This is a genomic window from Asticcacaulis sp. P2_B1, from assembly GCF_056404915.1.
This window is the reverse complement of record NZ_JBFUDD010000010.1, coordinates 1-26,526: the sequence shown is the minus strand read 5'-3', so window position 1 is coordinate 26,526 and position 26,526 is coordinate 1. Positions and strand designations below refer to the sequence as shown.

Annotated in this window: 26 protein-coding genes and 1 tRNA gene; 19 read left to right on the top strand and 8 right to left on the bottom strand. The window is 60.8% G+C overall.

Annotated elements, in window-relative coordinates:
- The first annotated feature begins 6 nt into the window (after positions 1–6).
- The 3 genes from AC1DX3_RS18010 to trhA all read left to right on the top strand — a co-directional run bounded on the left by AC1DX3_RS18010 (position 7) and on the right by trhA (position 2,423).
- Entirely contained in the window at positions 7–375 is a 369-nt protein-coding gene (locus AC1DX3_RS18010; RefSeq protein WP_476990711.1) for a hypothetical protein, read from the top strand.
- Positions 376–651: 276 nt separating this feature from the next.
- A complete protein-coding gene (locus AC1DX3_RS18005) occupies positions 652–1,662 on the top strand; it encodes a cation diffusion facilitator family transporter (RefSeq protein WP_476990710.1) in 1,011 nt (336 codons plus the stop codon).
- A gap of 80 nt (positions 1,663–1,742) precedes the next feature.
- On the top strand, positions 1,743–2,423 hold the full coding sequence (trhA, locus tag AC1DX3_RS18000) for a PAQR family membrane homeostasis protein TrhA (RefSeq protein WP_476990709.1): 681 nt from the start codon (positions 1,743–1,745) through the stop codon (positions 2,421–2,423).
- Positions 2,424–2,427: 4 nt separating this feature from the next.
- Here the strand turns inward: trhA and AC1DX3_RS17995 are convergent, their stop codons facing one another.
- Positions 2,428–3,294, bottom strand: coding sequence for a LysR substrate-binding domain-containing protein (locus AC1DX3_RS17995; protein ID WP_476990708.1), 867 nt, complete (start codon positions 3,292–3,294; stop codon positions 2,428–2,430).
- 74 nt (positions 3,295–3,368) lie between these two features.
- Between AC1DX3_RS17995 and AC1DX3_RS17990 the strand changes: the two genes are divergently transcribed.
- From AC1DX3_RS17990 to AC1DX3_RS17975, 4 genes are all read left to right on the top strand, one after another.
- Positions 3,369–4,712 (top strand): pyridoxal phosphate-dependent decarboxylase family protein, encoded by a 1,344-nt coding sequence (locus AC1DX3_RS17990; protein ID WP_476990707.1) that lies wholly within the window; start codon positions 3,369–3,371, stop codon positions 4,710–4,712.
- A gap of 31 nt (positions 4,713–4,743) precedes the next feature.
- Positions 4,744–6,348: a peptide chain release factor 3 gene (locus AC1DX3_RS17985; protein WP_476990706.1), complete on the top strand. Its 1,605-nt coding sequence runs from the start codon at positions 4,744–4,746 to the stop codon at positions 6,346–6,348.
- Between the two features lie 279 nt (positions 6,349–6,627).
- A tRNA-Ser gene (locus AC1DX3_RS17980) sits at positions 6,628–6,715 on the top strand.
- A 4-nt stretch (positions 6,716–6,719) separates the two neighbouring features.
- Positions 6,720–7,289, top strand: a complete 570-nt coding sequence (locus AC1DX3_RS17975; RefSeq protein ID WP_476990705.1) for an RNA ligase 1 family protein — start codon at positions 6,720–6,722, stop codon at positions 7,287–7,289.
- A 91-nt stretch (positions 7,290–7,380) separates the two neighbouring features.
- On the opposite strand, the gene AC1DX3_RS17970 is transcribed toward AC1DX3_RS17975, so the two are convergent.
- On the bottom strand, positions 7,381–7,689 hold the full coding sequence (locus AC1DX3_RS17970; RefSeq protein WP_476990704.1) for a DUF8200 family protein: 309 nt from the start codon (positions 7,687–7,689) through the stop codon (positions 7,381–7,383).
- Between the two features lie 79 nt (positions 7,690–7,768).
- On the opposite strand from AC1DX3_RS17970, the gene AC1DX3_RS17965 reads away from it, so the two are divergent.
- The 4 genes from AC1DX3_RS17965 to AC1DX3_RS17950 all read left to right on the top strand — a co-directional run bounded on the left by AC1DX3_RS17965 (position 7,769) and on the right by AC1DX3_RS17950 (position 12,013).
- A complete protein-coding gene (locus AC1DX3_RS17965; RefSeq protein WP_476990703.1) occupies positions 7,769–8,392 on the top strand; it encodes a TetR/AcrR family transcriptional regulator in 624 nt (207 codons plus the stop codon).
- 44 nt (positions 8,393–8,436) lie between these two features.
- Positions 8,437–9,294 carry an aldo/keto reductase gene (locus AC1DX3_RS17960; protein WP_476990702.1) on the top strand — a complete coding sequence of 286 codons (858 nt, stop codon included), beginning with the start codon at positions 8,437–8,439 and terminating at the stop codon, positions 9,292–9,294.
- Between the two features lie 73 nt (positions 9,295–9,367).
- Positions 9,368–10,033: a DsbA family oxidoreductase gene (locus AC1DX3_RS17955; protein WP_476990701.1), complete on the top strand. Its 666-nt coding sequence runs from the start codon at positions 9,368–9,370 to the stop codon at positions 10,031–10,033.
- 102 nt (positions 10,034–10,135) lie between these two features.
- Positions 10,136–12,013 (top strand): ABCB family ABC transporter ATP-binding protein/permease, encoded by a 1,878-nt coding sequence (locus AC1DX3_RS17950; protein WP_476990700.1) that lies wholly within the window; start codon positions 10,136–10,138, stop codon positions 12,011–12,013.
- A 103-nt stretch (positions 12,014–12,116) separates the two neighbouring features.
- Here AC1DX3_RS17950 and AC1DX3_RS17945 read toward each other — a convergent pair whose 3' ends face one another.
- The 4 genes from AC1DX3_RS17945 to AC1DX3_RS17930 form a co-directional block, all read right to left on the bottom strand.
- The gene (locus tag AC1DX3_RS17945; RefSeq protein ID WP_476990699.1) at positions 12,117–12,323 is read right to left on the bottom strand and encodes a hypothetical protein; all 207 of its coding nucleotides are present in this window, start codon (positions 12,321–12,323) and stop codon (positions 12,117–12,119) included.
- A gap of 105 nt (positions 12,324–12,428) precedes the next feature.
- On the bottom strand, positions 12,429–13,217 hold the full coding sequence (locus AC1DX3_RS17940) for a 3-hydroxybutyrate dehydrogenase (RefSeq protein ID WP_476990698.1): 789 nt from the start codon (positions 13,215–13,217) through the stop codon (positions 12,429–12,431).
- Positions 13,218–13,350: 133 nt separating this feature from the next.
- Positions 13,351–13,701, bottom strand: a complete 351-nt coding sequence (locus tag AC1DX3_RS17935; RefSeq protein WP_476990697.1) for a phasin — start codon at positions 13,699–13,701, stop codon at positions 13,351–13,353.
- Positions 13,702–13,829: 128 nt separating this feature from the next.
- Positions 13,830–14,252 (bottom strand): Tat pathway signal protein, encoded by a 423-nt coding sequence (locus tag AC1DX3_RS17930; RefSeq protein ID WP_476990696.1) that lies wholly within the window; start codon positions 14,250–14,252, stop codon positions 13,830–13,832.
- A gap of 156 nt (positions 14,253–14,408) precedes the next feature.
- On the opposite strand from AC1DX3_RS17930, the gene AC1DX3_RS17925 reads away from it, so the two are divergent.
- The 3 genes from AC1DX3_RS17925 to AC1DX3_RS17915 all read left to right on the top strand — a co-directional run bounded on the left by AC1DX3_RS17925 (position 14,409) and on the right by AC1DX3_RS17915 (position 17,745).
- Positions 14,409–15,323: a response regulator gene (locus tag AC1DX3_RS17925; protein WP_476990695.1), complete on the top strand. Its 915-nt coding sequence runs from the start codon at positions 14,409–14,411 to the stop codon at positions 15,321–15,323.
- An 11-nt stretch (positions 15,324–15,334) separates the two neighbouring features.
- Positions 15,335–16,483, top strand: coding sequence for a hypothetical protein (locus AC1DX3_RS17920; RefSeq protein WP_476990694.1), 1,149 nt, complete (start codon positions 15,335–15,337; stop codon positions 16,481–16,483).
- 86 nt (positions 16,484–16,569) lie between these two features.
- The gene (locus AC1DX3_RS17915) at positions 16,570–17,745 is read left to right on the top strand and encodes a hypothetical protein (protein ID WP_476990693.1); all 1,176 of its coding nucleotides are present in this window, start codon (positions 16,570–16,572) and stop codon (positions 17,743–17,745) included.
- Positions 17,746–17,779: 34 nt separating this feature from the next.
- On the opposite strand, the gene AC1DX3_RS17910 is transcribed toward AC1DX3_RS17915, so the two are convergent.
- A complete protein-coding gene (locus tag AC1DX3_RS17910) occupies positions 17,780–19,876 on the bottom strand; it encodes a prolyl oligopeptidase family serine peptidase (RefSeq protein ID WP_476990692.1) in 2,097 nt (698 codons plus the stop codon).
- Positions 19,877–20,241: 365 nt separating this feature from the next.
- On the opposite strand from AC1DX3_RS17910, the gene AC1DX3_RS17905 reads away from it, so the two are divergent.
- The 5 genes from AC1DX3_RS17905 to AC1DX3_RS17885 all read left to right on the top strand — a co-directional run bounded on the left by AC1DX3_RS17905 (position 20,242) and on the right by AC1DX3_RS17885 (position 23,693).
- Complete coding sequence (locus AC1DX3_RS17905) at positions 20,242–20,832, top strand: hypothetical protein (protein WP_476990691.1); 591 nt, start codon at positions 20,242–20,244, stop codon at positions 20,830–20,832.
- Positions 20,833–20,870: 38 nt separating this feature from the next.
- Positions 20,871–21,470, top strand: a complete 600-nt coding sequence (locus tag AC1DX3_RS17900) for a hypothetical protein (protein WP_476990690.1) — start codon at positions 20,871–20,873, stop codon at positions 21,468–21,470.
- A gap of 4 nt (positions 21,471–21,474) precedes the next feature.
- Complete coding sequence (locus AC1DX3_RS17895) at positions 21,475–21,789, top strand: winged helix-turn-helix domain-containing protein (RefSeq protein ID WP_476990689.1); 315 nt, start codon at positions 21,475–21,477, stop codon at positions 21,787–21,789.
- Positions 21,790–21,944: 155 nt separating this feature from the next.
- Positions 21,945–22,832: a phenylalanine 4-monooxygenase gene (phhA, locus tag AC1DX3_RS17890; RefSeq protein ID WP_476990688.1), complete on the top strand. Its 888-nt coding sequence runs from the start codon at positions 21,945–21,947 to the stop codon at positions 22,830–22,832.
- Positions 22,833–22,880: 48 nt separating this feature from the next.
- Entirely contained in the window at positions 22,881–23,693 is an 813-nt protein-coding gene (locus tag AC1DX3_RS17885) for a sugar phosphate isomerase/epimerase family protein (RefSeq protein WP_476990687.1), read from the top strand.
- Between the two features lie 220 nt (positions 23,694–23,913).
- Here the strand turns inward: AC1DX3_RS17885 and AC1DX3_RS17880 are convergent.
- Positions 23,914–26,526, bottom strand: a 2,613-nt coding sequence (locus AC1DX3_RS17880) for a TonB-dependent receptor domain-containing protein (RefSeq protein WP_476990686.1), incomplete at its 5' end; no start/stop codon positions are given.

Below are 26,526 nucleotides of genomic sequence, written 5' to 3'. Positions count from 1 at the left end.
TTTCTGTTGAACGACCTTATCCTCGATATCGACGCCGCGCGCATGATGCACCCTTTAGACGCCGAACGCTTTTCCGCGCTCAGCATCGACTATATCGCGCAGCTGGGTAAGGAAATGTTCGCGGAAGACTCCCAGTGCCACCGCAAGAACAGCGAGCGGGCGCGGCGCCTGGCCTATCTCATCCATCTGAAGATGCCGCGCGTCAATGCCGCCCAGTTCTTCGTCATGGTGCCGAACGGCCAGCCGGAATCGGTCGATGCCAGCTTCAAGTCGTTGAACGACATGGCCATGGGCATGATGTACGAGCAGCAGATGCGCGGACAGCTGGACGCCAACAAGGTCGACAACGCCGTCTGGCACCGCATGGCGGCTTAACTGAGATTGGCTTTAGCCAATATCAGTTAAGCTTTTTTCATAAGAGATTCCGCGCAAACGTGCGCGGCGGGCGTCGCCCTTGCCGGCTATAGGAGCCGGAAATCTTGGGTCATTGCGACGAGAGATACCGCGCAACGGCGCGACCGCGCTCACCACAGGTTGTGACGTTATACTGTCCGTAAGCTTTTGTTTTCAGGGTTTTATTTTCAAGCGCCTCTGGTTCTGTCCCTGGAATGGGCCTAAAGTTTGCTGCATTGCAGCTTGCCGGACCGCGCCATGCCCCACGATCATAACGACCACCCTCATGATCACGACCACAGCGGCCATAACCATAACCATAATCATGACCATCATGATCATGGCCACGGTCATCATCACGGCCACAGCCATGGTCACGCCCATGCGCATGCGCCGACCAATTTCGGCACGCGCTTTCTCATCGCCGCCGCGCTCAATACGGTCTTTATCGCCGCCGAGGTGATTTATGGCTTCAAGGCCAATTCCCTGGCCTTGCTGGCCGACGCCGGCCATAATTTCAGCGACGTCATCGGCCTGTTGCTGGCCTGGGGCGCATGGTGGCTGGCCAAGAAGAAGCCCCAGCCCAATTTCACCTACGGTTTTCGCGGCGCCTCCATCGTGGCGGCCTTCCTGAACGCCATCCTGTTGCTGGTCGCGGTCGGCGGCATCGTTTTCGAGGCTGTTGAGCGGCTGATAGCGCAACAGCCCGTCGAAGGCACAATCGTCATGGCGGTGGCGGGCCTCGGCATCGTTATCAACGGCGTCACGGCCTGGCTGTTCAGCCAGGGCCAGTCGGACCTCAATATCAAGGCGGCCTTCGCACATCTGGCCGCCGATGCCGTGGTGTCAGCGGCCGTCGTCGTCAGCGGCGGCATCATGTTGCTGACCCATTGGGTCTGGCTCGATCCGGTGCTCAGCCTGGCGGTTTCTGCCGTTATTGTCTGGGGCACCTGGGGCCTGCTGAGCGATTCCGCCCGTCTGGCGGTCCAGGGCGTGCCCAGCCATATCGACTATAAGAAGGTCATGGCCTATCTCAGCGGTTTGCCGGGAGTTGCCGGTGTCCACGACCTGCATATCTGGGGCATGAGTACGACCGAGGTCGCCCTGACGGCGCATTTGATGATGCCGGCCGGCCATCCCGGCGACGCCTTCCTGCACGATCTGGCGGCCGGGCTTCAGGACCAGCACAAGATCGTTCACGTAACTGTGCAGATCGAAATGGGCGACGAAGCCCATAGCTGCGTATTGGCACCCGAAGACGTGGTATAAACGCCTCAGGTTGCGCAGACTGAGCGCCGCGGGCTTTACATATTGAACCCTAACGCTTACGTTAAGGTCAAGAGGATGCCATGACCGACCAGCAAAATTTTCCGATGCACTACCCCACGCCCTGGGCGCGCCATGCCGATCTGATCGTGCATATTGTCGGTCTGTCCCTGGCCCTGTTCGGCGGTGGGGTTGCGCTCGGCCTTGCCGTCAGCCACGGCCTGCTGGGCAAGGTGGCGGCAATTACCATCTATGCCCTGGGCATGATCGCCATGCTGTCCTTTTCCACCGCCTATAATTTCGCCAAACCAAGATGGCAGCCCTTTCTGCGCCGGCTCGACCACGCCGGCATCTTCCTGATGATCGCCGCCAGCTACACGCCCTTCACCACCCAGGCGCTGACCGGCGGCTGGGCGTTGTGGATGAGCGTGTCGGTATGGAGCCTGGCGGCCTGCGGCATCCTCGCCAAGCTTTTGCTGCCCGGCCATATCTCGCATTCCGGTTGGGGCAAGGTGTTCTGGGTCGGCCTGTATCTCGTGCTTGGCTGGCTGGTTGTGATCGCCATCCGGCCGATGATCCGCGAAGTCCCCATGCCGGCCATGATCCTGCTGGCCCTGGGCGGCGTCGCCTATTCGGTCGGCACCATTTTTTACGCCATGAAGCGGTTGAAGTTCCGCCGCGCCATCTGGCACGGTCACGTGCTGACGGGCGCCAGTCTCCACTATGTTGCAGTTCTGGTCGGCGTGATATTGGCTGTGAAATAAGCCGCTAGGCCTCCAATATCGGCAACAGCCAGTCGCGAAACGCCGCCACGGCGGGGTGTTCGGATAGTTCGCTGCGATAGGCCAGGCTATAGGATCGGCCAGCCGTAATCTCGCTGCCGGGCACGACCGTCAACCGTCCCTCGGCTAGATCCTGCGCCGCCAGCCGGCGCCGTGTCCACGCCACCCCCAGTTCCGCCCGCGCCGCTGCCAGAACGAGAGCAGCATCATTGCATTCCATACCCTCCGCCGCTTTCAGGCGCGCCCCGCGGCCGATGCGCTCAGGCCAAGGCGTATCGCTGTGGCGCAACCTCTCTTGCGCCGGCCAAGCTTGCGGATCCTTGCCGTAGCGCGCCAGCCAGGCCGGCGCCGCCACGGCCAGATGGCTTTCCTCCGGTGAACGATGGCAGGTCAGGCCGGCCGGATCGAAAGCGCCATAGCGTACGGCGACGACCGCCAAGACGGGCGGCAGGCTCATCATCTGATATTGGGTCAACAGTGACAGACGAATATGCGGATGCAGCGTCCGGAACGCCGCCAGGTTCGGCAACAGCAGGCTGGTCGCGATCGATGGCAGGGTGAAGATATGCAGGCTTTGCGCGGCCGCGGGACCGCCGGGCGACATCAGGGCGTCATGCAAGGCCTGCAGCGGTTCGGCCAGGCTTTGCCGCAGGGCCTTGCCGGCCTCGGTCAGGGTAATGTGCGGGCCATTGCGCGCGAATAGGGGCTCACCGCACCAATGCTCCAGGGTCTGGATATGCCGGCTGATGGCGCCGGGCGTGACATGGCGCTCGGCAGCAGCGCGGCTGAAGGCGCCCAATCGGGCGGCGGCTTCGAAGGCTTGCAGGACGGGCAGGGGCGGCAGGGTTTTCATATTGCGATGTACTCACGATAATTCTACCAAATTATCGTTTTAGATTGCATTATTGGCAAGATATATTGCTGGCCATGACATATGAAACCGACCTGATGCAGCGTACCGACGCCTGCGCCCTGACCTATATTGTCGGCGTCGCCAGCCAGCGCGTCACGCCGTCACCCCAGAGCCTTGCCCTGCTGTCAGCGTTCGACGAGCCCTTGCCCCAGGCCGGTTGCGACGGCGGCGAGGTGATCGATCTCCTGCATGCCATGGGCTCGCCCAATACTGTCGTGTCCAATGGACCCAACTATTACGGTTTCGTCCTGGGGGCCGCCTTGCCGGTCGCCGCCGCGGCCGACCGTCTCGCCCTGGCCTGGGATCAGTGCGCCTCGTCGCCGGATTCGTCGCCGGTCGCCGGTGTGCTGGAGGCGATAGCCGCGCGCTGGCTGTTGGATATCCTCGACCTGCCGCGCGCCAGCGCTGTCGGTTTCGGTACCAGCGCAACGGCCTGCGCCATCACCTGCCTGACGGCGGCGCGGCGCGAGCTGTTGAAGCGCAAGGGCTGGGACTTCGACGGCGACGGCCTGGACGGCGCGCCGCCCGTCCGTATCGTCATGCCGCAGACCGCCCATATCACCATGAAGAAGGCAGCACGGGTTCTGGGTTTCGGCCTTAACCGCGTCGTCTTCGCGCCCTGCGACGAGCATGGCCGCGTCGATCCCGCGCAATTGCCGCCGCTCGACGATATGACCATTCTTTGTTTGCAAGCCGGCGAGGTCAATACCGGCGAGTTCGATCGTTTCACCGACATCGTGCCGGTCGCCAATCGCGCCGGCGCATGGGTCCATGTCGATGGCGCTTTCGGGCTGTGGGCGAGGGCCGGTTCCAACCCCGAACTGACCGCAGGCATAGATGGCGCCGACAGCTGGACGACGGACGGCCACAAATGGCTAAACACGCCCTATGACGGCGCCATGGCGATCTGCCGCCACGCCGGCGCCCTGGCCGAGGCGATGAATTCCGACGCCGCCTATTCGCAGGCGGCCTGGGATGCGCAAAAGAACCTGACCCTGGAGTTTTCCCGGCGGCCGCGCGGCATCGCCATCTGGGCGGCGTTGAAAGGCCTGGGGCGCGATGGTGTGCGCGATATGGTCGACCGTCACTGCCGCCTGGCCGGCAAGGTTGCCGACGGCCTGCGCGAGGCCGGTTATGAGGTGTTGAACCGTGTCGTGCTGAACCAGGTCTTGGCGCGCGCCGGTAACGATGCCCAGACCCAGGCCATCATGCAGGCCGTCCAGGACTCCGGCGAAGCCTGGTTCGGACCAGCCATATGGCGGGATCGCCCTGCCTTTCGCATCAGCCTGTCGTCGTGGCGCACGGAAGACAGCCATGTCGACAAGCTGATAGACCTTATGCAGAGGTTCTGGCTTTGACTTTTCATGCGCTAGCGGCTAACGCCTGCGCATGTCCCAGACCCCTGCCACCGAAGCGCCCCGGCGCCGTACCTTCGCCATCATCTCGCACCCCGACGCCGGGAAAACCACCCTGACCGAGCACCTGCTGCTGGCCGGCGGGTCGATCCGCGCCGCCGGTCAGGTCCGCGCCCGCGGCGAAAACCGCCGCACGCGCTCCGATTGGATGAAGATCGAACGCGAACGCGGCATTTCGGTGTCGTCCTCGGTCATGACGTTCGAACATGACGGCCTGCTGTTCAACCTGCTCGACACGCCGGGCCACGAAGACTTTTCCGAAGACACCTACCGGACACTGACGGCCGCCGACGCCGCGGTGATGGTGCTCGACGCCGCCAAGGGCATCGAGCCCCAGACCCTGAAACTGTTCGAGGTCTGCCGTCTGCGCGACATCCCGATCATCACCTTCATCAACAAGATGGACCGCGAAGCCGAGGACTCGCTCGCCCTGCTCGATGAAGTGGCGTCGAAGCTGCAACTCGACCCGTCGCCGCTCTACTGGCCGGCCGGTTCCGGCGGCCGTTTCAAGGGCATGGTCGAGATGGGCACGGGAAAGTTCTTCCCCTATGCCCGCAAGATCCCCGGCGCCGAGGTCGACGAAGGCCATCCGCAGGCCCTGCCGATCACCTCTCCCGTCATCGGCGACTATCTCGACGCCGGCGAATTGCAGGAGCTGAAGGACTCGGCTGAACTGGTCGAGGGCGGTTTCAAACCGTTCGACGTCGAAGCCTTTCTCGAAGGCCATATGACACCGGTCCTGTTCGGTTCTGCCCTGCGCCATTTCGGGGTCGATCAATTGTTGCAGGCGCTGGGCGCCTTTGCCCCAGCGCCGAAGAAGGTCAAGGCCGAAAAGACCGGCGCCGACACCCTGGTCGATCCGGCCGACAAGGAAGTCACCGGCTTCGTCTTCAAGGTCCAGGCCAATATGGACCCCAATCACCGCGACCGCATCGCCATGCTGAAACTGTGCTCGGGAAAGTTCGAACGCGGCATGAAGCTGAAGGTGCAGAACACCGGCAAGCAGATTTCGGTCAATGCGCCGATCATGTTCTTTGCTTCCGACCGGGAGCTAGCCGAGGAAGCCTATGGCGGCGATGTGATCGGCATCCCCAATCATGGCGTCCTGCGCGTCGGCGACAGCCTGTCGGAAAGCGGCGTCATCCGTTTCCAAGGCCTGCCCAACTTCGCCCCGGAAATCCTGCAAAGAGTTCGCGTCAAGGATCCGTTGAAGGCTAAGCATCTGAAAAAGGCGCTGGAATCCTTGGCAGAAGAGGGCGTGACGCAGCTGTTCCGCCCCAGCATCGGCTCGGACTTCATTGTCGGCGCCGTCGGCCAGCTCCAGATCGAAGTCATGGCCGACCGCCTGGCTAACGAATACGGCCTGGAATGCTTGTTCGAAGGATCGCCTTTCTCTGAAGCGCGCTGGCTGGGTGGCACACCGGCGGCGATCGAAGATTTCGCCGGCAAATACCGCAACGCCATGGGCTCGGACATCGACAATTTCCCGGTTTTCCTCGGCAAGTCGGCGTGGGAAATCAACTATGTCTCCGAGCGTTTCCCGGACGTGAAATTCCTCCGTACAAAAGAGCGAGGATAATCTGAGTCTTGTCGTTGTCGACTCGTCTCCCTGAATGTGAACGTTCGGCAAAGCCTATCCACGAGCAGTCTTAGAGGCTTGACTTCATCATTTTGTTGCACTATGCAACAAATATGACCGAAGTGCGCAACACCACATCAAGTCGTCTCTCTTCGCATTAGGCGGGTCGTGCACCCGCGTCCGGTGGGTGGCGAACATGGTGTTCAAACGGTCCCGAAAACCGCGCCAACGTGATGAGCGTTGAGGGTTCGATTCCTTCACCCACCGCCAATTTTGTTTGGACGGTTGGCCGAGTGGCAAGGCAGCGGATTGCTAATCCGTAGAACCCGACTGGGTTCCATGAGTTCGATCCTCATACCGTCCGCCACCCCTTGTCTTCATCACAGAAAGTTATCTCAATGAAAAAAATCCCGACCATTTTCGACCGCGATTGGCAGGGCGACCGCAGCCGTGTCACCCGCGACCCTAACCCCGAGGCCGCCTGGGTCTTTGCCGGCGAAGGTGCGGCGACGAAGAAGATCGATGGAACCTCGTGCGCCATCATCGATGGCAAGTTTTACAAGCGGTTGGAAGTCCGCGCCGGAAAACCGGTACCTGCCGATTTTCTGGTCTCAACCCACGACACTGAAACCAACAAGGTTACGGGCTGGATTCCCGTCGGCCAGGGCCCCGAAGACCAATATCACCGTGAGGCATTCGCAGCTGACCTGGCCGACGGGACCTACGAATTGGTCGGTCCAAAAATTCAGGGCAACCCCGAAAAACTGGGACGTCATGAGTTGATCGACCACGCGTCGCTTGGCCTTGCGGATGATGTGCCGACGGATTTCGATGCTTTGCGCGAATGGTTGTCCGACAAGGATATAGAGGGCGTCGTGTGGCATCATCCAGACGGGCGCATGGCCAAGATCAAGAAGCGTGATTTTGGTCAGGACCGTTAATCAAGGCGCGTCCAGGCGAAAACAAAAAAGCCCGGCAGATCGCTCCGCCGGGCTTGAGTTTTGGTACCGGTAAGGGGCCGGCACCAGCAGATCAGGATTTTGCCCGCGTATTGCAAACAGCGATCTCATCGCTGCTCAAGGCCTTGCCGCGCCAGCTAAACGCCGTTACCGCGCCGGTCGTTGCGACAACGCGCTTACAACTGCGGAAGGCCGGCATGTCGTCGACAAAGCCGGCATGGCAGGTGGTGCCCGAGCACGACCAGGACGCACCGTCGATGATAAAGGATGTCTGGGTTGCCGGCTGGGCCAGGGTGAGGTCGGCGGATTCGACCGCGGACATGCCACCCAAGACCGGGGTGGCGAGCAGGGCCAAGGTAGCAAAGGCATAGCGGATGTTCATAATGTCTTCTCCCGAGAAACAGCTGGTTTTTTTGTACTAAGTCGCATAAATTAAATTCGAGTCAAGGATTATATGCGAAATGGTACAAAAAGAGTTGGAAAAGACGCGTGGCCGGCCGAAAGCCTATGATCGCAACACAGCCCTGAAAGCCATGCGCGAGGTGTTCTGGGCCAAGGGCTATGCCGCCACCTCGCTGGACGACCTGAGCGCGGCGACCGCCATGAATCGGCCGAGCCTTTACAACGCTTTCGGTGAAAAGGCGCAGGTCTTCAAGGCCGTGCTCGACGACTATATCGACGAGATCAAACCCTTGTACGAGAAGGCCTTCAAGACCGGCACGACCCTGAAGGAAGCCTTGACGGCGGTCTATGACACGGCGCTCGACATCTATCTGGTCCATACCCGCGGCCTCGGCTGCTTCATGATCGGCGCCGCCCTGACCGACAGCGTGCGCGACGACGAGGTCGGCGCCATGGTGCTGGCGCGCCTGTACGAAATGGACAAGGGCTTCGGCTGGCTGATGAAATGCGCCCAGGCGCGCGGCGAATTACGTCCCGGCGCCGAGCCCCGAGCCCTGGCTATGCTGGCCTCATCCGTGCACAACACGATTTCGGTGCGCATGCGGGCCGGCGAGACGCTCCCCGAACTGAAAGCCTATATTGCCAGCATGGTCGATTTGATCTGCCTGCAGGCTGTTGCTTAGGGCACAGGCTACCTATCTAGAGGCCTCGTCAAGGAGACCTCCCCATGAGCAACGCAGCAACATCCGGCATATTTAACATCGGCGGCGATATGGCTGTCCATCGCCTGGGCTTTGGCGCCATGCGCGTCACCGGCAAGGGCGTGTGGGGCCCGCCCGAAGACCACGATGAAGCCGTACGCACCCTGAAACGCCTGCCGGAACTGGGCATCAACTTCATCGATACGGCCGATTCCTATGGCCCGGATGTGTCGGAGCTCTTGATCAAAGAAGCCCTGCATCCCTATGGCGACATCCTGGTCGCCACCAAGGGCGGTTTGACGCGCCCCGGTCCCGATCGCTGGAACGTCAACGGTCGCCCGGATTATTTGCTGGCCCAGGTCCACAAAAGCCTCAAGCAGCTCGGCGTTGAACAGATCGGCCTGTGGCAGCTCCACCGCATCGATCCGCGGGTGCCACGCGACGAACAGTTCGGCGCCATCAAAAGCTTCATTGACCAGGGACTGATCAAGCATGCGGGTTTAAGCGAGGTGTCCGTTGCCGACATCCAGGCGGCGCAGAAGGTCTTCCCGGTGGCGACGGTGCAGAACCAGTATAATCTCGTCCAGCGTCAAAGCGAGGCCGTCCTCGATTATTGCGAGGCCCAGGGCATCGGCTTTATTCCCTGGTATCCGCTGGCCGCCGGCGACCTGGCGCGTCCAGGTAGCGTGCTCGACAAGATCGTCCACAAACACGGCGCCACGCCGGGGCAAATCGCCCTGGCCTGGGTGTTGAAGCGCTCACCGGTCATGCTCCCCATCCCGGGTACGTCCAAGGTCAGGCATTTGGAAGAAAATGTCGCCGCCGCCGATATCGAGCTGTCGGACGAAGATTTCGCGGCACTGGATCGGGCGGGACGGCGGTGAGATTGCGGCGTCTCAGGCCTTGCAACGAACTGTAACTCGATTACATACAGTACTTCCCACCTGGAGTGCCGTCATGAAAATCGAAGTCTGGTCCGATGTCGTTTGCCCGTTTTGCTATATCGGCAAGGCGTCGCTGGAACAGGCCCTGGCGGAGTCCGGCGTCGAGGCCGAGGTCATCCATCGGTCGTTCCGTTTGCAACCCGGTCAGACCCCGGTGCCGGTTTCCGACATGCTGGCCCAGAAATACGGCCTGACGGGCGCTGCGGCGGAAGCCTCGCAAAAGCGCGTGACCGATATGGCGGCCTCTTTCGGTCTCGACTTCCACCTCGCCGGCACGGTGATCGGTGATACGCTGGATGCCCACAAATTGCTGGCCCTGGCGAGTGAGAAGGGTGTCCAGCAGGCCGTACTCGATCGCCTGTACCGCGCCTACTTCATCGAAAGCCAGGCGATTTTCGATCGTGAAACCTTGCTGGCCCTGGCTGAGGAAGCGGGTCTCAAACGCAATGATATGGAAGCCGCCCTGGCTTCCCAAACCTATGAGGGCCAGGTCGTCGCCGATCAGCAACAGGCCAATGCCTATGGCGTGCGCGGCGTGCCCTTCGCGGTCATCGACGGCAAATATGCCGTTTCCGGTGCGCAACCGCCGCAGGCTTTTCGTCAGGCTTTCGAAGCTGCTGCCAAGGATGCAGCAGAAGCGCCGGTCGGTGAGGTTTGTACGCCCGACGGCTGCGACTAAACCAATCTGCCACAATCGTAACAATATTACCTCGCGCCGATTGGCTTACGGGAAAGGCCCTCCTATATAGGCGGTGAAAACACCTCCCCCGAAAGTCCGCGCATGAGCACAGTACCCGCTTCAGAGCAGCAACAACAACCCATGCCGAAGCCAAAGGCGAAAGCCTCCGAGACCATAGCCTTCCTCAAACCCTATCTCTGGCCCGCCGACCGCCCCGATCTCAGGCTTCAGGTGGCGTGGGCGCTGTTTGCCATGCTGGCCGGCAAGATACTGACGGTCCTCATTCCTTTCACCTATAAGTGGGCGACCAATGCCCTGACGCCCCAAACGGCCGCGCCCCAGCCGACATGGTGGGGATTGCTGCTGTTTTCGCCGATCATCATGGTGGCGGCCTACGGTGTTGCGCGGCTGTTGTCGCAGGTCCTGAACAATGTCCGCGACGCCTTATTCGCCGGCGTCGGCCAACATGCTGTCCGCGGGCTGGCCAACCGTGCCTTCGTCCATCTGCATAACCTCAGCCTGCGTTTTCACCTGCAACGCCGCACCGGCGGCCTGTCGCGTGTCATCGAGCGCGGCAAGAGCGGGATCGAAACCATTATCCGCCTGAGCATGATGGTCGGTATACCGACCGTTATCGAATTCGTCCTGACCGCCGCCATCCTGATGTTCCAGTTCAGCGGCTGGTACGTGGTCATTATCGCAGTGACCGTCGCCGTCTATGTCTGGTTCTCGATCGTGGCTTCCAATTGGCGGATCGCCATCCGTAAGGACATGAACGACGCGGACACCGATTCGATGTCGAAAGCCGTCGATTCTCTGCTCAATTTCGAGACGGTCAAATACTTCTCGAACGAGAAGATCGAGGCCGAGCGCTACAACCGCGCGACCGGCAAGTACGAGGCTGCGGCGGTCAAGACCTATATTTCCCTGGCATGGCTCAATATCGGCCAGGCGGTGATTTTCACCATCGGCATGACAGGGGTCATGCTGTTGTCGACCTGGGAAGTGGTGCACGGCACCAAGACGGTCGGCCACTTCGTCATGATCAACGCCTTCATGATGCAGTTGTCGATCCCACTGAACTTCATCGGCACGCTGTATCGCGAAATCTCGACCGGTTTGATCGACATGGAAGCCATGTTCAAGCTGCTGGACGAACCGCAGGAAGTCGTCGATTCGGCCGATGCTAAGGACCTGGTCGTCACGGACGGCGCTGTCCGTTTCAAGGACGTGCATTTCTCTTACGATCCGGACCGCCAAATTCTGAAAGGCGTGTCGTTCGACATCCCAGCCGGTAAAACCGTGGCGGTTGTCGGGCCTTCGGGCGCCGGCAAGTCGACCCTGTCGCGCCTGCTGTTCCGCTTCTACGATGTGCAGCAAGGCTCGGTCGAGATCGACGGCCAGGATCTGCGCCATGTCAGCCAGGCGTCTTTGCGCAAAGCCGTCGGCATGGTGCCGCAGGATACCGTCCTGTTCAACGACACCATTGCTTACAATATCGGTTACGGCCGTTACGGCGCCTCGCGCGAGGAGGTCGAGGACGCTGCCGAACGCGCCCAGATCGCGCATTTCATTTCGACCCTGCCCAAGGGCTACGACACCGAGGTCGGCGAACGCGGGCTGAAGCTGTCGGGTGGTGAGAAACAACGCGTGGCGATCGCGCGGACCCTGTTGAAGTCGCCGCCGGTCCTGATCCTCGATGAGGCGACCTCGGCGCTCGACACCCATACCGAGCGCGAGATCCAGGCGTCGCTGGACGACGTCTCGAAGAACCGCACGACCCTGGTCATCGCGCACCGGCTGTCGACCGTCGTCGGGGCCGATGAGATTCTGGTGCTGAAAGACGGCGTTATTGCCGAACGTGGCCGCCACCATCAGCTGATGGCGCACAACGGCCTGTACCACGCTATGTGGGAGCGCCAACGCGCGGCCGATGAAGCCCGCGAAACCCTGGCCAAGGTCGTGGCGGAAGTCGAATAAGCGCATTCCAGAGACAAAAAAACGCCGTGGACGGGGGCCACGGCGTCGGAGGTTCAGGAAGAAAAACAGCAGCCGGGAAGGGGCGTCCCCGGCCGCTCGGGTACTACATTGAGGACGATGTGGTGGTCGTGGTGGTTGAGGTCGTTGTAGCGCTGGCCGAATCGGACATCGCCATGCCGTCGTCCATCGGGACCGGCGAGGTGGTTTCGACCGAGGTTTCGGTCGTCGTGGTCGTGTCGGCCGGCTTCGAGCAGGCAGCGACGGCCAAACAGGCCGCGGCGATAGCAGTGGCAGCTAAGATCTTGCGCATAATGGAGGTTCCTTCTCACCAAATCGTGAGGGGAATGTGACAGGTTGAAAATAGGGAAGCTTTGTGGTTTGGGGCGCGATTTTATAAAGAGGACATAAATGTCCCTTATTCCGCTACCCAACCGCCGTCGATGCTGAGCGGCGCGCCGTTGATCGACTTGCCGCCGTCCGAGCACAAAAAGACGGCGAGCGCCGCGATTTCCTCGACCTTGACGAACTGCTTGGTCGGCTGCGCCGCCAATATGACGTCCTTGATGACCTGTTCCTCGGTCATGTTCCGTGCCTTCATGGTGTCGGGAATCTGCTTCTCGACCAACGGCGTCTTGACGTAGCCCGGGCAGATGGCGTTGCAGGTGATGCCGAATTGGGCGCCCTCCAGGGCGATGGTCTTGGTGAATCCCAACAGGCCGTGCTTGGCGGCGACATAGGCCGATTTGAACGGCGAGGCGACCAGGGCGTGGGCGGAAGCGATATTGATGATACGGCCCCAGTTTTTGGCCTTCATGGCGGCAAAGGTCAGGCGCGTCGTGTGAAAGCTGGAGGTCAGGTTGAGGCCTATAATGGCGTCCCACTTGTCGGGCGGAAAGCTCTCGATCGGCGAGACGTGCTGGATACCGGCATTGTTGACCAGGATATCGACCCCGCCCAGCTTGTCGTCGATGGTCTTGACCAGGCCTTCGATCTCAGTCGGATTGAGCAGGTTGGCCCCGTCGAACAGGACCTCGACGCCGAACTCCTTCGCCATGCCGGCGCGCAGGGCCTCGATCTCGGTCGCGTCGCCCAGGCCGTTCAGCATGATGTGGGCGCCTTCGGCAGCCATGGCGCGGGCAATGGCCAGGCCGATGCCGCTGGTCGAACCGGTGACCAGGGCTGTTTTTCCGGAGAGGGTTGTCATCTGTTAGTCCTTATCAACACACAAAAAAGGTTCTGGAGCGCAATCCAAAAAGTGACTCCCACCTTTTTGGATAAATTGCGCGTTAAAATAAAAAATTAGAGCAAATGACGGGTCTACCTAACGTCATTTTGCTCTAGCCTTCCGTTTCAGGCGGCTTGGCCGCCGGCGTTTTGGCGGCGACATTGAGGGCCTGCAGACCGCAATGCTCGACAAAGGCCATGCTGGCGCGGGTCTGGTTCTGACCGTATTTCAAGCAGGTCTCGGTCCATTGCTTCTGCAACGCGCTCAAAGCCTCGGGATCGCGCGTCGCCGCGGCTTCGTTCATCAGCTTGAGCGCATCCTGGGTAAAGGCGGTCGTGTCCGTAGCCATACGGTGCGAAGTCACGCTGACCATCTCGATCAGGTTGATCAGACTACGCGCCGCCAGCTGCTGCTGCGCTTCCATCAGTCTCAGGCCGCTTTCGAACGGGGACGGGGTGCCCATGGTAACCCTCCGCTGGGTGAAGTGTTCTGGCCCGCGACATTTAAGGCTGCGCGGATTTAAAATCATACAATCGTTCGAATTATGGCGGCTTTTGCGGTTTGGTGCAATGCGAAAGCTGGTTCATCAACCTAGTTCATCAAGACGGAGCCCAGCAGCACCTTGGCGCCCTTGCGGCCGAGAATCTGATCGGTCACAGTTTGCAGCTGGCCGGAAATATAGTCGATATTGACCAGGGACCGGGCGTTGAGATTGGCAGCATAGGCCTGAAGTTTGGTGATATAGGCGTCCTGCAGGCGCGGCCGGTACAGCTTGATCTGGTCGCTGAGCTTAGGATCGTCGGCATAGAGCCCCATGTCGACGCTCATCGTGCCATGGCGGTTGCTGGCGACCTGGGTGAAGACGGTCAGCATTGGAAACTGGGTGAAGCCGATGCCGCCGCCCTTCTTCTTGGCTTCGTTGGCGACCGCCTGGCTTGTTACCAAGGGACTGGCGGCAAGTGTGCCGGCGGCGAAGGTGGCGGACAGGGCGGTAAGGAACTGGCGACGGATCATGAGCTCAGTATAGAGTCCCTTTGTTAAGACTGCGTTGAAGGCCGAATAAGAAAAAATTAACTATAAAAATCAGTAGTTTGATCAACGCGAAATTAAGGCGTTGTGTGTAGCCTCGGACGGTGACGGGTTATTTTTGCGATCGGCCGATTAAGACATATGAGCACGCTTCACTCCCAGACCCTGCGGCTGCTGCGCAAAGTCAACTGCGCCGCCGTCAATCTTCTGGTGGTCGAAGACAACGACTCGTCGCGCCGCCTGGTGCTGGAACTGCTGCGCGGCGCTGGTTTCAGCAACCTGACCGTGGCGCGTGACGCCGAGGAAGCTATACACCAGATGCAGGCCGCGCCGCCCGACCTGATACTGCTCGACTGGGGCCTGCCTGGCATGTCCGGCATCGAGCTGACCGAGATGATCCGCGCGGCTGCCCTGAAGCCCGACAACCGCTTTCCCAATCCGGAGGTGCCGATCGTCATGCTGACGGCTCGTCAGCGCGCCCGCGACGTCACCCATGCGCGCAATGCCGGGATCAATGAATTCGTCATCAAGCCGTTCTCGACCGCCTCCCTGCTGAAGGCCATTTCGTGGGCGCTGGTCAAGAAGCGCCGCTTTGTCGCCAGCGACGCCTTCGTCGGCCCCGACCGCCGGCGGCGCCGGGCCGCCACCTTTCCCGGCCTGTTGCGTCGCAACGAGGATCATCAGCTGGCGCCGACGCCGCAGGAACAGCTCAACGAGTCCCTGGCCAATGAGGTCGACACCCTGCGCCGGTTGATGCAGGGCGGCCAGACCGTCAACAGCCGCACGATCGATGCCACCATGACGCGCCTTCTGGAGGTCCAGACGCGCGCCCACGACTTCCGCATGCAATTGATCGAACAGGCAACACAATCTTTAAACGACTATGTGCGATACTTCGGCCGGGCGGCGGAAAGTGAAGTTCTCGACGTCCATCTCGACGCCCTAATCAAGTTGAATGACGTACCCTATGCCCATCACGAAGAGGCCATGACGATCGTGACCCATTTGAAGACTCTGGTCAGCAAGCGCCGCAACGGTCGCAAGGTGGCGTCATGAGCGCATTGAACATGCTTGACTCCCGAAACAGCACGGTCACGGCCAACAATAACCGCGATGTCCGCAACCTCGCCAATCTCGGCGAGACGGCGTCGACCAGCCGCGTTCTTAATTTGTCGCAAATCTATCTGACGGCGTCGAAGGAAAAAGAATACCAGCTCAAGCCGTTCTTCCGCGATTCGCAGATGAACAAGTGCATCCTGGTCAAACATACCCTGCGCGCCAATGAACGCGACCTGTTCGCACGCAACCGTCGTACCGCCACCAAGATCATCCTGCCGTTCGACCCGCTCGATCTCAAACTGGGCGGCCGTTCCATCCTGGTCAACCAAATCGGTTTCGACAGCTTCTGCCGGGCCTATTTCCACACTGACGACATCAGTGGCAATAACGACGTCCAGGTGCTGCGCCTGCTCGACAATCTGCCATCGCTCGATCCGTTCCTGGTGCGCGAGCATTTGTCGCGCAATGGCTATCGCCCCGGCGCCTGCTATCTCAAAATCTCGCCTTTCGACGTCCAACGCATGATCGGCTTCGCCAACGAAGAGATTGAGCGCCTGGTCAGCACGGCCTTCGGTAGCGCCATGAGCGGCGGGGCCGCCATCAAGCTGGCCGGCAAGATCCTGGCCAACGAACTCGACAAAGAGCTGTGGCCGCTGAAAAAGACCCTGCGCATGTCGGACGAAGAATTTTCCGACGGCATCTTCTCATGGCGCGGTTTCCTCTATTTCAAATGGCGCCATCTCGAACTTCAGGAAGAGATGCGCAAGGTCCTCGAAGGCCTGGCCAGCTATCAGCCGATCGGCTCCAGCGACGAAGGCCTGCGCGAATACCTCAAAGAGGTCCGCCCACGGCTGGCGCGCAAGATCGTCAACGCCATCGCCAATGTCGGCCGCACGCTCAATGTTTACGACCAGGCCTATCACGCCCTGGTCGAAGGCGAGAATCCGGGGCCCTTCCGCCGCTTCCTGCTCGACGGCCCCGGCCTTTTCTTCGAGCTGGGCGAGAATATCGGCATCCTCAGCCATATCGGCTCGTTCTGGTCCTATCGCATGAGCCAGCAGATGATGACCCAACGCCTGACGCCGCTCGAATACGGCGACATCCTGATGGACTTCGAAGATTCGTTGTCGGTCGTTTCGCGATACAACGAAGAATAAGCGCATTCCCAAAGGTGGCGTGAAACGTTGGTTGCTCCCGCACCGGCGCTCCGGCTTTGGGATAAAATGCGCGCCAAGGAGAATGTATGGCTGTCCTTCGCGTTTCCGGCGTTGTCGGTGAGAGCCAATTCACGGCCGCCCGGGAAATCCGCAACCTGGCGCACCTGAACCGCACGGCGTCGTCGGCGCGGGTGCTCAATCTCGCCAAGCTCTATGTCCACTTCCGCGAGGAGGAGGCCTACAAAGAGATGCCGCTGTTCGAAAACAGCGGGCTCAACCGCGCTATCATCCTGAAACACACCCTGCGCGTCGACGAACGCCATCTGTTCAACGACAGCCGCCAGACCGTGACCAAGATCATTCTGCCCTACGACCCCTACGACCTGCGCCTGGGCGGGCGTTCGATCTTTTATCGCCAGGTCGGTTTCGATGCCCTGATGCGCAGCTATCTCGGCATCGACAACATGGCGAAAAATCGCGACGTTGCGATCCTGCACTGCCTCGACGCCCTGCCGTCGCTCGATCCGTTTTTGGTGCGTGAGCATCTCGGCCGCATCGGCATTCGTCCCTCCGGCCTGTATTTCCAGATTTCACGCGCCGATCTCGATGGCATGGTCGCCTTTACCGCCGAAAAGGTCGAAGACCTGGTCAATGCCGCGCTCGGCACCACACGTAAGGGCGGCGCCGCCAAGCTGGGCAACAAGATTCTGTCGGACAAGCTGGATCAGGAGTTATTGCCGCTGAAGGATGCGCTCGGCATGAATGCCGAGGCCTTTTTCGAAGGCGTCATGTGCTGGCGCGGCTTCCTCTATTACAAATGGTGCTATACCGAACTGCAGACCGGCGTGCGCGAGCTGCTATCCGGCCTGGCGCATTACAAGCCGACGACCACCCACGATGAGATATTGCGCCTCTATATCCGCCGGGCGCGGCCGCGCATCGCCAAGGCCGTCGTCAAGACCCTGCGCGAAATCGGTCAAAGCCTGGAAAGCTACGACGATGTCTACAAAGGTCTGGCTGTTGACCGTAATCCCGAACCCTTCCGCAACTTCCTGCAACACGGCTCGCACCTGTTCCTGAGGTTGGGCCACAGTATCGGCCTGCTCAATCATATGGTGTCGTTCTGGCGCTTCCGTATGGGCAAGGTGATCGAGAACAATTCCCGGCCGCTGGAAAGCATCGAGTTCGCCGATATCCTGATCGATTTCGAAGCCGGCCTGTTCGGCGCCCTGCAGAATGAGCAGGCAAGGCCGGCGGCTTAAGGCCAAAGTCGAGGGGCCACAGGCCCCTCGACCCCTATTTGTCCATCAGCTTCTGCGTCATATAGGTGTACTCGATCGCGTAGCGGCGGGCAATCTCCGGCAGGTTGGCGGCGGCGGCATGGCCGCCTTCGATGTTTTCATAATAGAGGAAGGGCAGGCCCATATCCTCGAACAAGGCCGCCATCTTGCGCGCATGGACCGGACCGACGCGGTCGTCCTTGGTTGAGGTCTCGAACAAGGGCTCGGGATAGGCGACGCCGGCCTTGACGTTATGATAGGGCGAAATCGAACGCAGGAAAGCGCCTTCGACCGGATCGTCAGGGTTGCCGTATTCGCCTTGCCAAGAGGCGCCGGCCGACATGTGGGTGAAGTTGACCATGTCGAGCAACGGCACCTGAACATCGACGGCGTTCCACAAGTCGGGCCGCTCGGTCAGTTGCACACCCATCAACAGTCCGCCGTTCGAACCGCCCATGATACCGAGACGGCGCGGCGTGGTGATCTTCTTGGCGATGATATCCTGGGCCACTGCCTGGAAGTCGTCATAGATGCGCTGGCGGTTGGTCTTCAGCCCGGCCTCGTGCCACTTCGGCCCGAACTCGCCGCCACCCCGGATATTGGCCAGGACATAGGCGCCGCCCTTTTCCAGCCACAGCTTGCCGAGGCTGGACGAATAGCTGGGCAGCATGGAGACCTCGAAGCCGCCATAGGCGTATTCAATGGTCGGCGTCGTACCGTCGAGCGGTATGTCTTTTCTGGCGACCAGGAAATAGGGCACCTGGGTGCCGTCCTTCGACGTCGCCCAATATTGTTTGACCTGCAAACCCTCGGCATTGAAGCGTTCCGGCGACGACTTGATCTTGTCGACCTGACCGGTGGTGGCGTCGAGGCGGTAGAGGGTCGACGGTTCCAGGAATCCCGTCGCATAGGCGAAGACGCTGTCGCTCCGGTCGTCGGTCGATTGGACGCTGAGACTGGAGTTTTCCGGCAGGGCCAGCTTGGTCATGGTCCATTGGCCGTTGCTGAAATCGACACTGTCAATCTCGCCGGTGACATTAGACAGCAATGAGAAGATCAGGCGATTCTTGGTCTGGGAAATGCCTTCGACCGATTGGTGGTCATTGGGCATGAAGACCAGGACCGGCTCGACATTCGCCGGATCCTTCAAGGCTGCCGCGAGATCGAAAGCGACGACAGCGCCGCTCTTGAAAACCGTCCCCTTGGCCGAAGTCCAGTCTTCCTTCAACGAGAACACCGCCTGGCCCTTGTAGTAGGCGCTGAAATCCGAGGTCTGCGGCAGGGGCAGGGTGACAGCCGTCGCGCCATCGGGATAGAAGGTCTGCTGCGTATGGAAAAAGTCGATGCCGCGATAGGCGGTGTCCATGACACAGGCGCCGTCGATATCGCGCAACACGCCGCGGCCGGCCGAGACGTCGTCCTTGGTGCCGCGATAGACTTCGACCGCCTGATCCAGCGTCTGGCCGCGCGTCAGTTTCTTGGTGATATAGGCGTAGCTGGATGTCGTCAGGTCGCCCGGCGCCCATTCGCGCGTGACGTAAAGCGTATCCTTGTCGACCCAGGTGGCGCTTTGTTTGCCGGCCGGCAGGTCGAAGCCGCCAGGTACGAAAGCCTTCTTGGAGACATCGAATTCGCGGATGGTTTCGGCGTCGAGACCGCCGTCGGACAGGCTGATCAGACAGATATTGTTGTCAGGCGGCAGGCAGTCGGCGCCCTTATAGACCCAGTTCTTGCCCTCGGCCTTGGACAGGGCGTCGAAATCGATGATCGTGTCCCACTGCGGATTGGCCGTCTGGTACGACTCCCAAGTCGTGCGCCGCCAGATGCCCTGGACGTGGTCGCCGTCCTGCCAGAAATTGTCGATCATGCCGTTACGGGCGAAATCGGGCGCCGGTATGCGGTCGGTCGCCTGCAGGATTTTCAGCATCTCGGCCTGGTACTGAGCAAAACGTGGGTCTTTGTTCAACCGGGCGAGGGTCGAGTCGTTATGCGCCTTGACCCAGGCCATGGCCTGGGCGCCTTCGATATCGTCCATATAGGCGCGCGGATCGGCGGCGCCAGGGGCAGCGATATTGGGATTGGACGGGACTTGTTTGGCTACGGTGGTGGTCATTTGCGCCCAAAGTGAGGAAGGGGAGGCGGCAGCCATAGCACCCAGTGCCGTCGCCACCATCAAGGATTTCAAGGAAAGTCGCGCCATCTGCATCACCTTCTTATCGTGTTATAAAATCGCAGTTGAAACTAACTCAGAAATGCAGCTTGGCAAGATTACAAAAGGGTAATGAGTGGGCGTTGCGAAAGTACTTTACAAAATAAAGTTCTTCACGTATTTCATAATCATCGCTTCAAACGATCACTCCGTCTCCTTCTCGTTCCTCCCCCGCTTTGGCTGCCGCCGAGGCCCGGGGAGGGGGACCGCGCCCGCAGGGCGTGGTAGTGGGGTCCTTGTCGCCCTACCACACTCATCCGGAGCCCATCATGTCCACTGCCGCCTACGCCATCCCCACCGATACCGCCGAATCGTCCGGCATTGCTCTCGACGGCGGCATGCAGTTCTGGGCGGGCTTGAGCTACGGCTCGGCCAGCCTGGTCAACTATCTCGTCCTGTCGGGGCGGCTGCACCTGCCGCACCCGGCTATGATCGGCCTGGTGTGGATGGCGGCATCCGTCGCCTTCGTCCTGTTCGGCGTTGTCCTCAAGGTCGGCAGCGATCCGCTGCTGCGCCAGGATCCCGGCCATCGCCGTTTCCGCGCCATCTGGCTGAGTTTGATCCTGGGCGGCGGCGCGGTGATCGCGGCGCTCGCCATCGTGCTCTCTAAATTGACGCCCGGCTTCAATATCAGCCTCCTGACCGCGCCTATCACCCTGTCGGTCTATGCCGTCGGCTGGCGGGTCGCCGGTATCATGACCGGTCAACGCTGGCCGCGCCTGCTGTCGCTCGGTTGTTTCGCCGGCGCCATCGGCCTGGCCTGGCTCGCCGGTCTGGCGGAACAGTCCCTGGTCTATACCCTTTGTCTCGTCGTCTTTGCCGTCATTCCCGGCCTGCTGCTGATGCTGCGCCGCATCTGAAATCCGATCTCCTGAATCTCGCTACATAGGAAACCACCATGTCCAACCTGCAATCCGATATCGACTATATGAAATCCATGGCCGAAGCCGGCGGCCGCGGTCCGGTGAAGAACGGCGCCACCCTGTTCTGGGCCGGCCTGCTCTACGGCACCGCCTCGCTCGGCCAATATGCCCTGATCATGGGGTGGTTACCGCGCAACCAGGCCGTCGCCATGTTTCTGTGGTTTGGCGCCAGTATTGCCTTCGGTATCATCGCCTTCATCTTCGGCCGCGGCCGCAATCGTATCAAGGGCCCCGCCAGCGATCGCGCCGTCAACTCCGTCTGGTCCGCCGTCGGCATCGGCATCATCATGTTCATCATCTGCACGGCGATCGTCGCCAATCTGACCCATACGTTCGAGCCCATCTCCTACCTGATGGCGCCGGCGGTGCTGTTGATGTACGGCATGGGCTGGTGGGTCAGCGGCCAGATGTCGGACACCGGCTGGGTGAAACTGGTCAGCGTCGGCTGTTTCCTCGGCGCCCCCGCCCTGGCCTTGTTGGGCAACCGGCCCGAACAGATGCTGGCCTATGCCGCCTGCCTGTTCCTGTTCGCCATGGTGCCCGGTATCGTGCTGATGCGCGCCGAAAAGGCCTAAGGCCATGGGAGACGATTTTAATATCGACGCCATCGACGACGTCATCCATGGCCGGCTGCGCCTCGGCATCATGGCTTTTTTGTCGACGGCCGGCTCAGCGGATTTCACCCTGCTGAAAAACAGGCTCCAGGCGACGGACGGCAATCTATCGGTCCAGCTGCGCAAGCTCGAGGAGGCCGAATATGTCACCATCGACAAGGCCTTTGTCGGCAAGAAACCCCAGACGACGGTGACCCTCAGCCCCAAGGGCCGCATCGCCTATATCGGTTATCTCGACGCCATGCGTAAGCTGATCGACGAGACCACCAACCCCGCCTGAGCCTATCCCCCCTCAGGCCCAGCCTGGACCCTGCCGAGCACAGGGTCCAGGCTGTTTTTTGTGCTACGGTCTTGTCCGGGTGGCACTTCACGAGTGATTTATTTGCAAATGAAACCAGTTCCGCTTAAATTGACACCTTCAGGATGGAGTTTGCCATGGATGCGGCCCTAGAGATCAACAGCGACAAGCACGGCATCGTCGGCGGCTATGTTCCCGAACGCGCCGACTGGACGATCGACCAGAACTGGCACGACTACACCGCCGAGGAACACGGCACGTGGAAGACGCTGTACGAGCGCCAGATGAAGCTCATCCCCGGCCGCGCCTCGCAGCACTATATGGACGGCCTGAAGGACCTGCCGATTACGGCCGACGGCATTCCCGATTTCGAGCGCCTGTCCGACGCCCTGGAAAAGCGCACCGGCTGGCGCGTCGTCGCTGTGCCCGGCATGGTGCCCAACGATGTCTTCTTCAATCACATGGCCAATCGCCGTTTCCCGGCCGGCCAATTCATCCGCAAGGCGCATCAACTCGACTATTTGCAGGAGCCCGACGTCTTCCACGACATCTTCGGCCACGTGCCGATGATGGTGAACCCGGTCATGGCCGACTTCATGCAGGCCTATGGCGAAGGGGGGCTGCGAGCCGAGCGCCTGGGCGTCCTCGACTACCTGGCACGGCTCTATTGGTACACGGTCGAATTCGGTCTGATCGAAGAAAACAACGACATTCGTATCTTCGGCGGCGGCATCCTGTCGTCCTTTACCGAAACGCGTTTCGCCCTGGAAGATCCGTCGCCCAATCGTATCGGCTTCGACCTGGAAAGGGTCATGCGCACAAACTACCGCATCGACGAATTCCAGGAGACCTATTTCGTCATGCCGTCGATCGATACCCTGTTCGACATGGCGCAGACCGATTTCGCCCCGATCTATGAGCGCTTGAAGTCGGAGAGCGACTATGGCCTGGCCGATGTCCTGGCGACCGACCGCGTCTTCAACCGCGGCACCGGCGCCTATCACAAGGCTCTGCTGTCCGTTTGACAGCTGCCGCGGCGCGTGGCCAAATGTCTCCATAACAGGAGACGGCCCATGCATGCCCACCGCAGACAGTTTCTCGCCGGTCTTTCAGCCTTGGCCATGGCCGGTGCGGCTGGGCGCGCCGCCGCAACCCAACCCTACCAAAAGCTCGGCGTCCAGCTCTATACTGTGCGCGCCGCCTTCGATGCCGATCCGCTCGGCACCTTGAAGAAGGTCAAGGCGATCGGCTACGACCAGGTCGAACCCATCGGCTTCGGCGGCATGACCGCCGCAGCCTTTGCCCAGACGCTCAATTCGGTCGATCTCGAAGCGCCATCCATTCACATCGGCCTCGGCGACTGGCAGACCCGCCCGCAAGCGGCCCTGGACGATGCGGCGGCCATCGGCGCCGACTATGCCGTTCTGCCGTGGTTGCCTGAGGATCAGCGAAAAGATTGGAAGACTCTGGCGGCCCAAATGAATGCCTGGGCTGGCTGGGCCGCCGAGCGCGACCTGGGTTTTGCCTATCATAATCACAATTTCGAATTTGCCGCCCTGCCCAATGGCGATATTCCCTATCACCTGCTGCTCGACAATACCGATCCCGAACTCGTGGCGTTCGAGCTTGACTGTTATTGGTGCAGCCTGGCCGGCCACGACCCGGTCCATATCCTTAGCGAGCACGGCGACCGCATCAAGCTGCTGCATCTCAAGGATATGACGGCCAAGGGCGATATGGCGCCGGTGGGGGAGGGCACGATCGACTTCCCGGCCGTGCTGGCCAAGGCGCATGATATCGGCGTCGAATATGTCTATGTCGAACACGACAACCCGGCCGATCCGTGGGTCAGCCTCGCGACCAGTTTCAAGAATTTGAAGGGCTGAGACAGCTCCCGGCAGGCACTTGCCCTGCGATGGCTTAATTAGGTAATATAATACTGCTTTCGACCAATCGTTTTCTATTCGGAGTGTCGATTTTCCTCGAAAAAGGCCACAACTACTCCGAATCTCGCCGGCGATGAACCAAACGCCCGCAAAGCTTTGGAAAAAAGCAGCGCAGGTCGTGTTGACCTGCGCTGTTTTCGTTGTGGAGGATCCTCAGGTCCTACATTTTGTAGGTGAACTTGAGGAGTATGGCGCGGCCTAAGGGRTCGTAGGTGCCGGTATAGGTATTGGGGTTGTTGGTGGTKCCGTCGACATGGGTTGACGGCAGGATGGGCGGGGTGAGGTCGAACAGGTTGTTGATCGACAGGTTGACGCTGAGATTGTCGCGCAGCTTCATGGCGGCGGCGAGRTCGATATAGTCGTAGTCGGGCAGCTTGGTGATGACGGTCGAGACGCAGCAGCCGTTATTGCTGACGGCGGGATCGCTGCTGTTGCCCGAGAACATCGTGTGGCCGATATGGCGCCAGTTGAGCGAGATGTCGGCGCTGCGCCACGGTGTCTTCCAGGTGGCGCGCAGATTATGACGCCACTTGGGTTCCGGCGCATAGCAGTTCGGATTGCCGAAATAGCCGGCGCAGTCGGTCATGGGTTGATCCGGTGTCCCTTGCCCGCCGGTGATCGACAGGGCGGTTCCCATGAAGCTGGTGTCGATCTTGCCCCAGCGGCCGATATCGAAGCTGTAGGACGCCTGCAGATCGATGCCGCGGTTATGYAGGCGATAGGTGTTCAAGGTCCCGCCCTCGACATAGCCGGTGCCGTTGAGCGCACCGGTCGAGGCATCGCGGTGGATATATTGGCAATAGAAGTCGAGCCCGGTGTTCAGGCACTTGTTGAAGTTGTCGACGGCATCGAGATAGCCGATGAAGTCGTTGATCAGGATGTCGTAATAGTCGACCGAGATCAGCAGGGTCGGCACGGCCTTGGGCGTATAGACGAAGCCGTAGGTCAGGGTCTTGGCCTCTTCCGGGCGCAGCAAGGGGTTGCCGCCGCCGGCATAGGTGCGGCATTGCGTGTCGCAGTCGGTGATGGTGCCGTACTGGCTGGCGCTGACACCGGTAAAGGCGCACTGGGCCGCGGTCGCCGCCGGCGTGGCGCCGGCGCACTTGTCGACCAGCGAGCCGTTGACGCTGAAATACTTGGCGCCGTAGAGCTCCGAGACATTGGGGGCGCGGGCGGCATTGTTGAAGCTGGCGCGCAGCAGCAGGTCCTTGACCGGCCGGTAAAGCAGCTCGTACTTCGAGGTCGGCAGGCCCTTGTCGATATTGTCGTACTTCGAGATGCGGTAACCGGCATTGAAGATCAGGCTGTTGACGAAGGGCTTGTCCGAGATCAGCGGCACCTGGACTTCGCCATAGGTTTCCACGACGCCGTAATGGCCGCCGACGGTGCTGAGCCAGCCCTCATAATCGCGCGTGGCCTGGTCGGCTTCGTTGCGCAGGGCGTCGCGGCGGTATTCGGCGCCGAGCGCGATCGCCACGCCGTCATTGGCCCACGGGCTCTTGACGCCATAACCGGTCAGGTCGCCGGTGATATTGGCCGTCACATCCTGCTGCGAGGTCACCGAGTGCCACTTGTAGTCGCGATAGGCCCAGGCATAGAAGGCCGGATCGACGCTGTGATAGCTGAAGATGTTGGCCGGCACGCAGGACGGATCGGTGGCGTAGCTGGCGCAGACCACCTTGCCGCCGACGGTGACGGCATTGAGCGACGAGATGAAGCTGGCATCGTCGATCTCGTTGTTGTCGGAGAGCGAAGTATAGACCTGCGACGTCACCACGTTGACGTCGTAATGCCAGACATCGAAAATGTCGCCGCGGACGCCGGCGCTGAAGCGATAGTCGGAGTTGACGGCCTCGTTGGTCAGGGCCGCGCTGCCCGGTCCGTTGAGCTGGTAGGCGACATCGGTGGAGACGGTGGCGGAGGTGCCGGCCGAGGTGCCGCACAAGGTGGTGGCCTGGGCCGACGACATATAGGGGTTGTCGCAATTGATGGCGGCGGTGTCGTAGACCAGGGCCGGATAGAACAGGCTGGAGGTCGTGTCCTTCATATAGAGGTAGCCGGCATAGACCTCGGCTTGGTCGTTGAACTTGTAGTTGGCGAAGAGGCCGCCGGTAAAGCGTTCGTCGGAGCGCAGGAAGGCGAACTTCTCACGGGTGTTGAAGGCATAGTCGCCTCCGGTGACGAAGGTCTGGCTGCCGTCCTTGGCTAGGTGCAGGGTGCTGCCGGCGCTGGCGCCCTCATTGGGCATGAAGGTGCCGTATTCGGAATAGAGGGTGTTGACGACACAGCCGAGTCCCGTGCCGGTATCGGCCAGGCGGCAGGCGGAATAGTCGCGGTCGGACCACAGGACGGGATCCTGTTTGCGGTAGTCGGCGAAGGCGCTGATATTGCCGCGGCCGTCGGCGAAGTTCTTGCCGGCGGCGATATTGATGTCGCTGTGGCCGCCGTCCCAGACGGTCTTATCCGGGACCTTGATATTGGGATATTGCGCCATGGCGGTGCGGATGTCGGAAGCGTCGTTGACGTGTTCGAAGGCGCCGTAGCTGCCGCTGATCTGGAGGCCGTCGAAATGCTTGTCGAGGACGAAGTTGATGACGCCGGCCACGGCGTCGGAGCCGTAGGTCGAGGAGGCGCCGCCGGTCAGGACGTCGACGCGCTTGACCAGGGCCGACGGGATGATGTTCAGGTCGATCGCCTGCACCGGCAACAAACGCTGGCCGTCCAGCAGAACCAGGGTCCGCTGCCAACCCAGATTACGAAGATTGACCTTCGC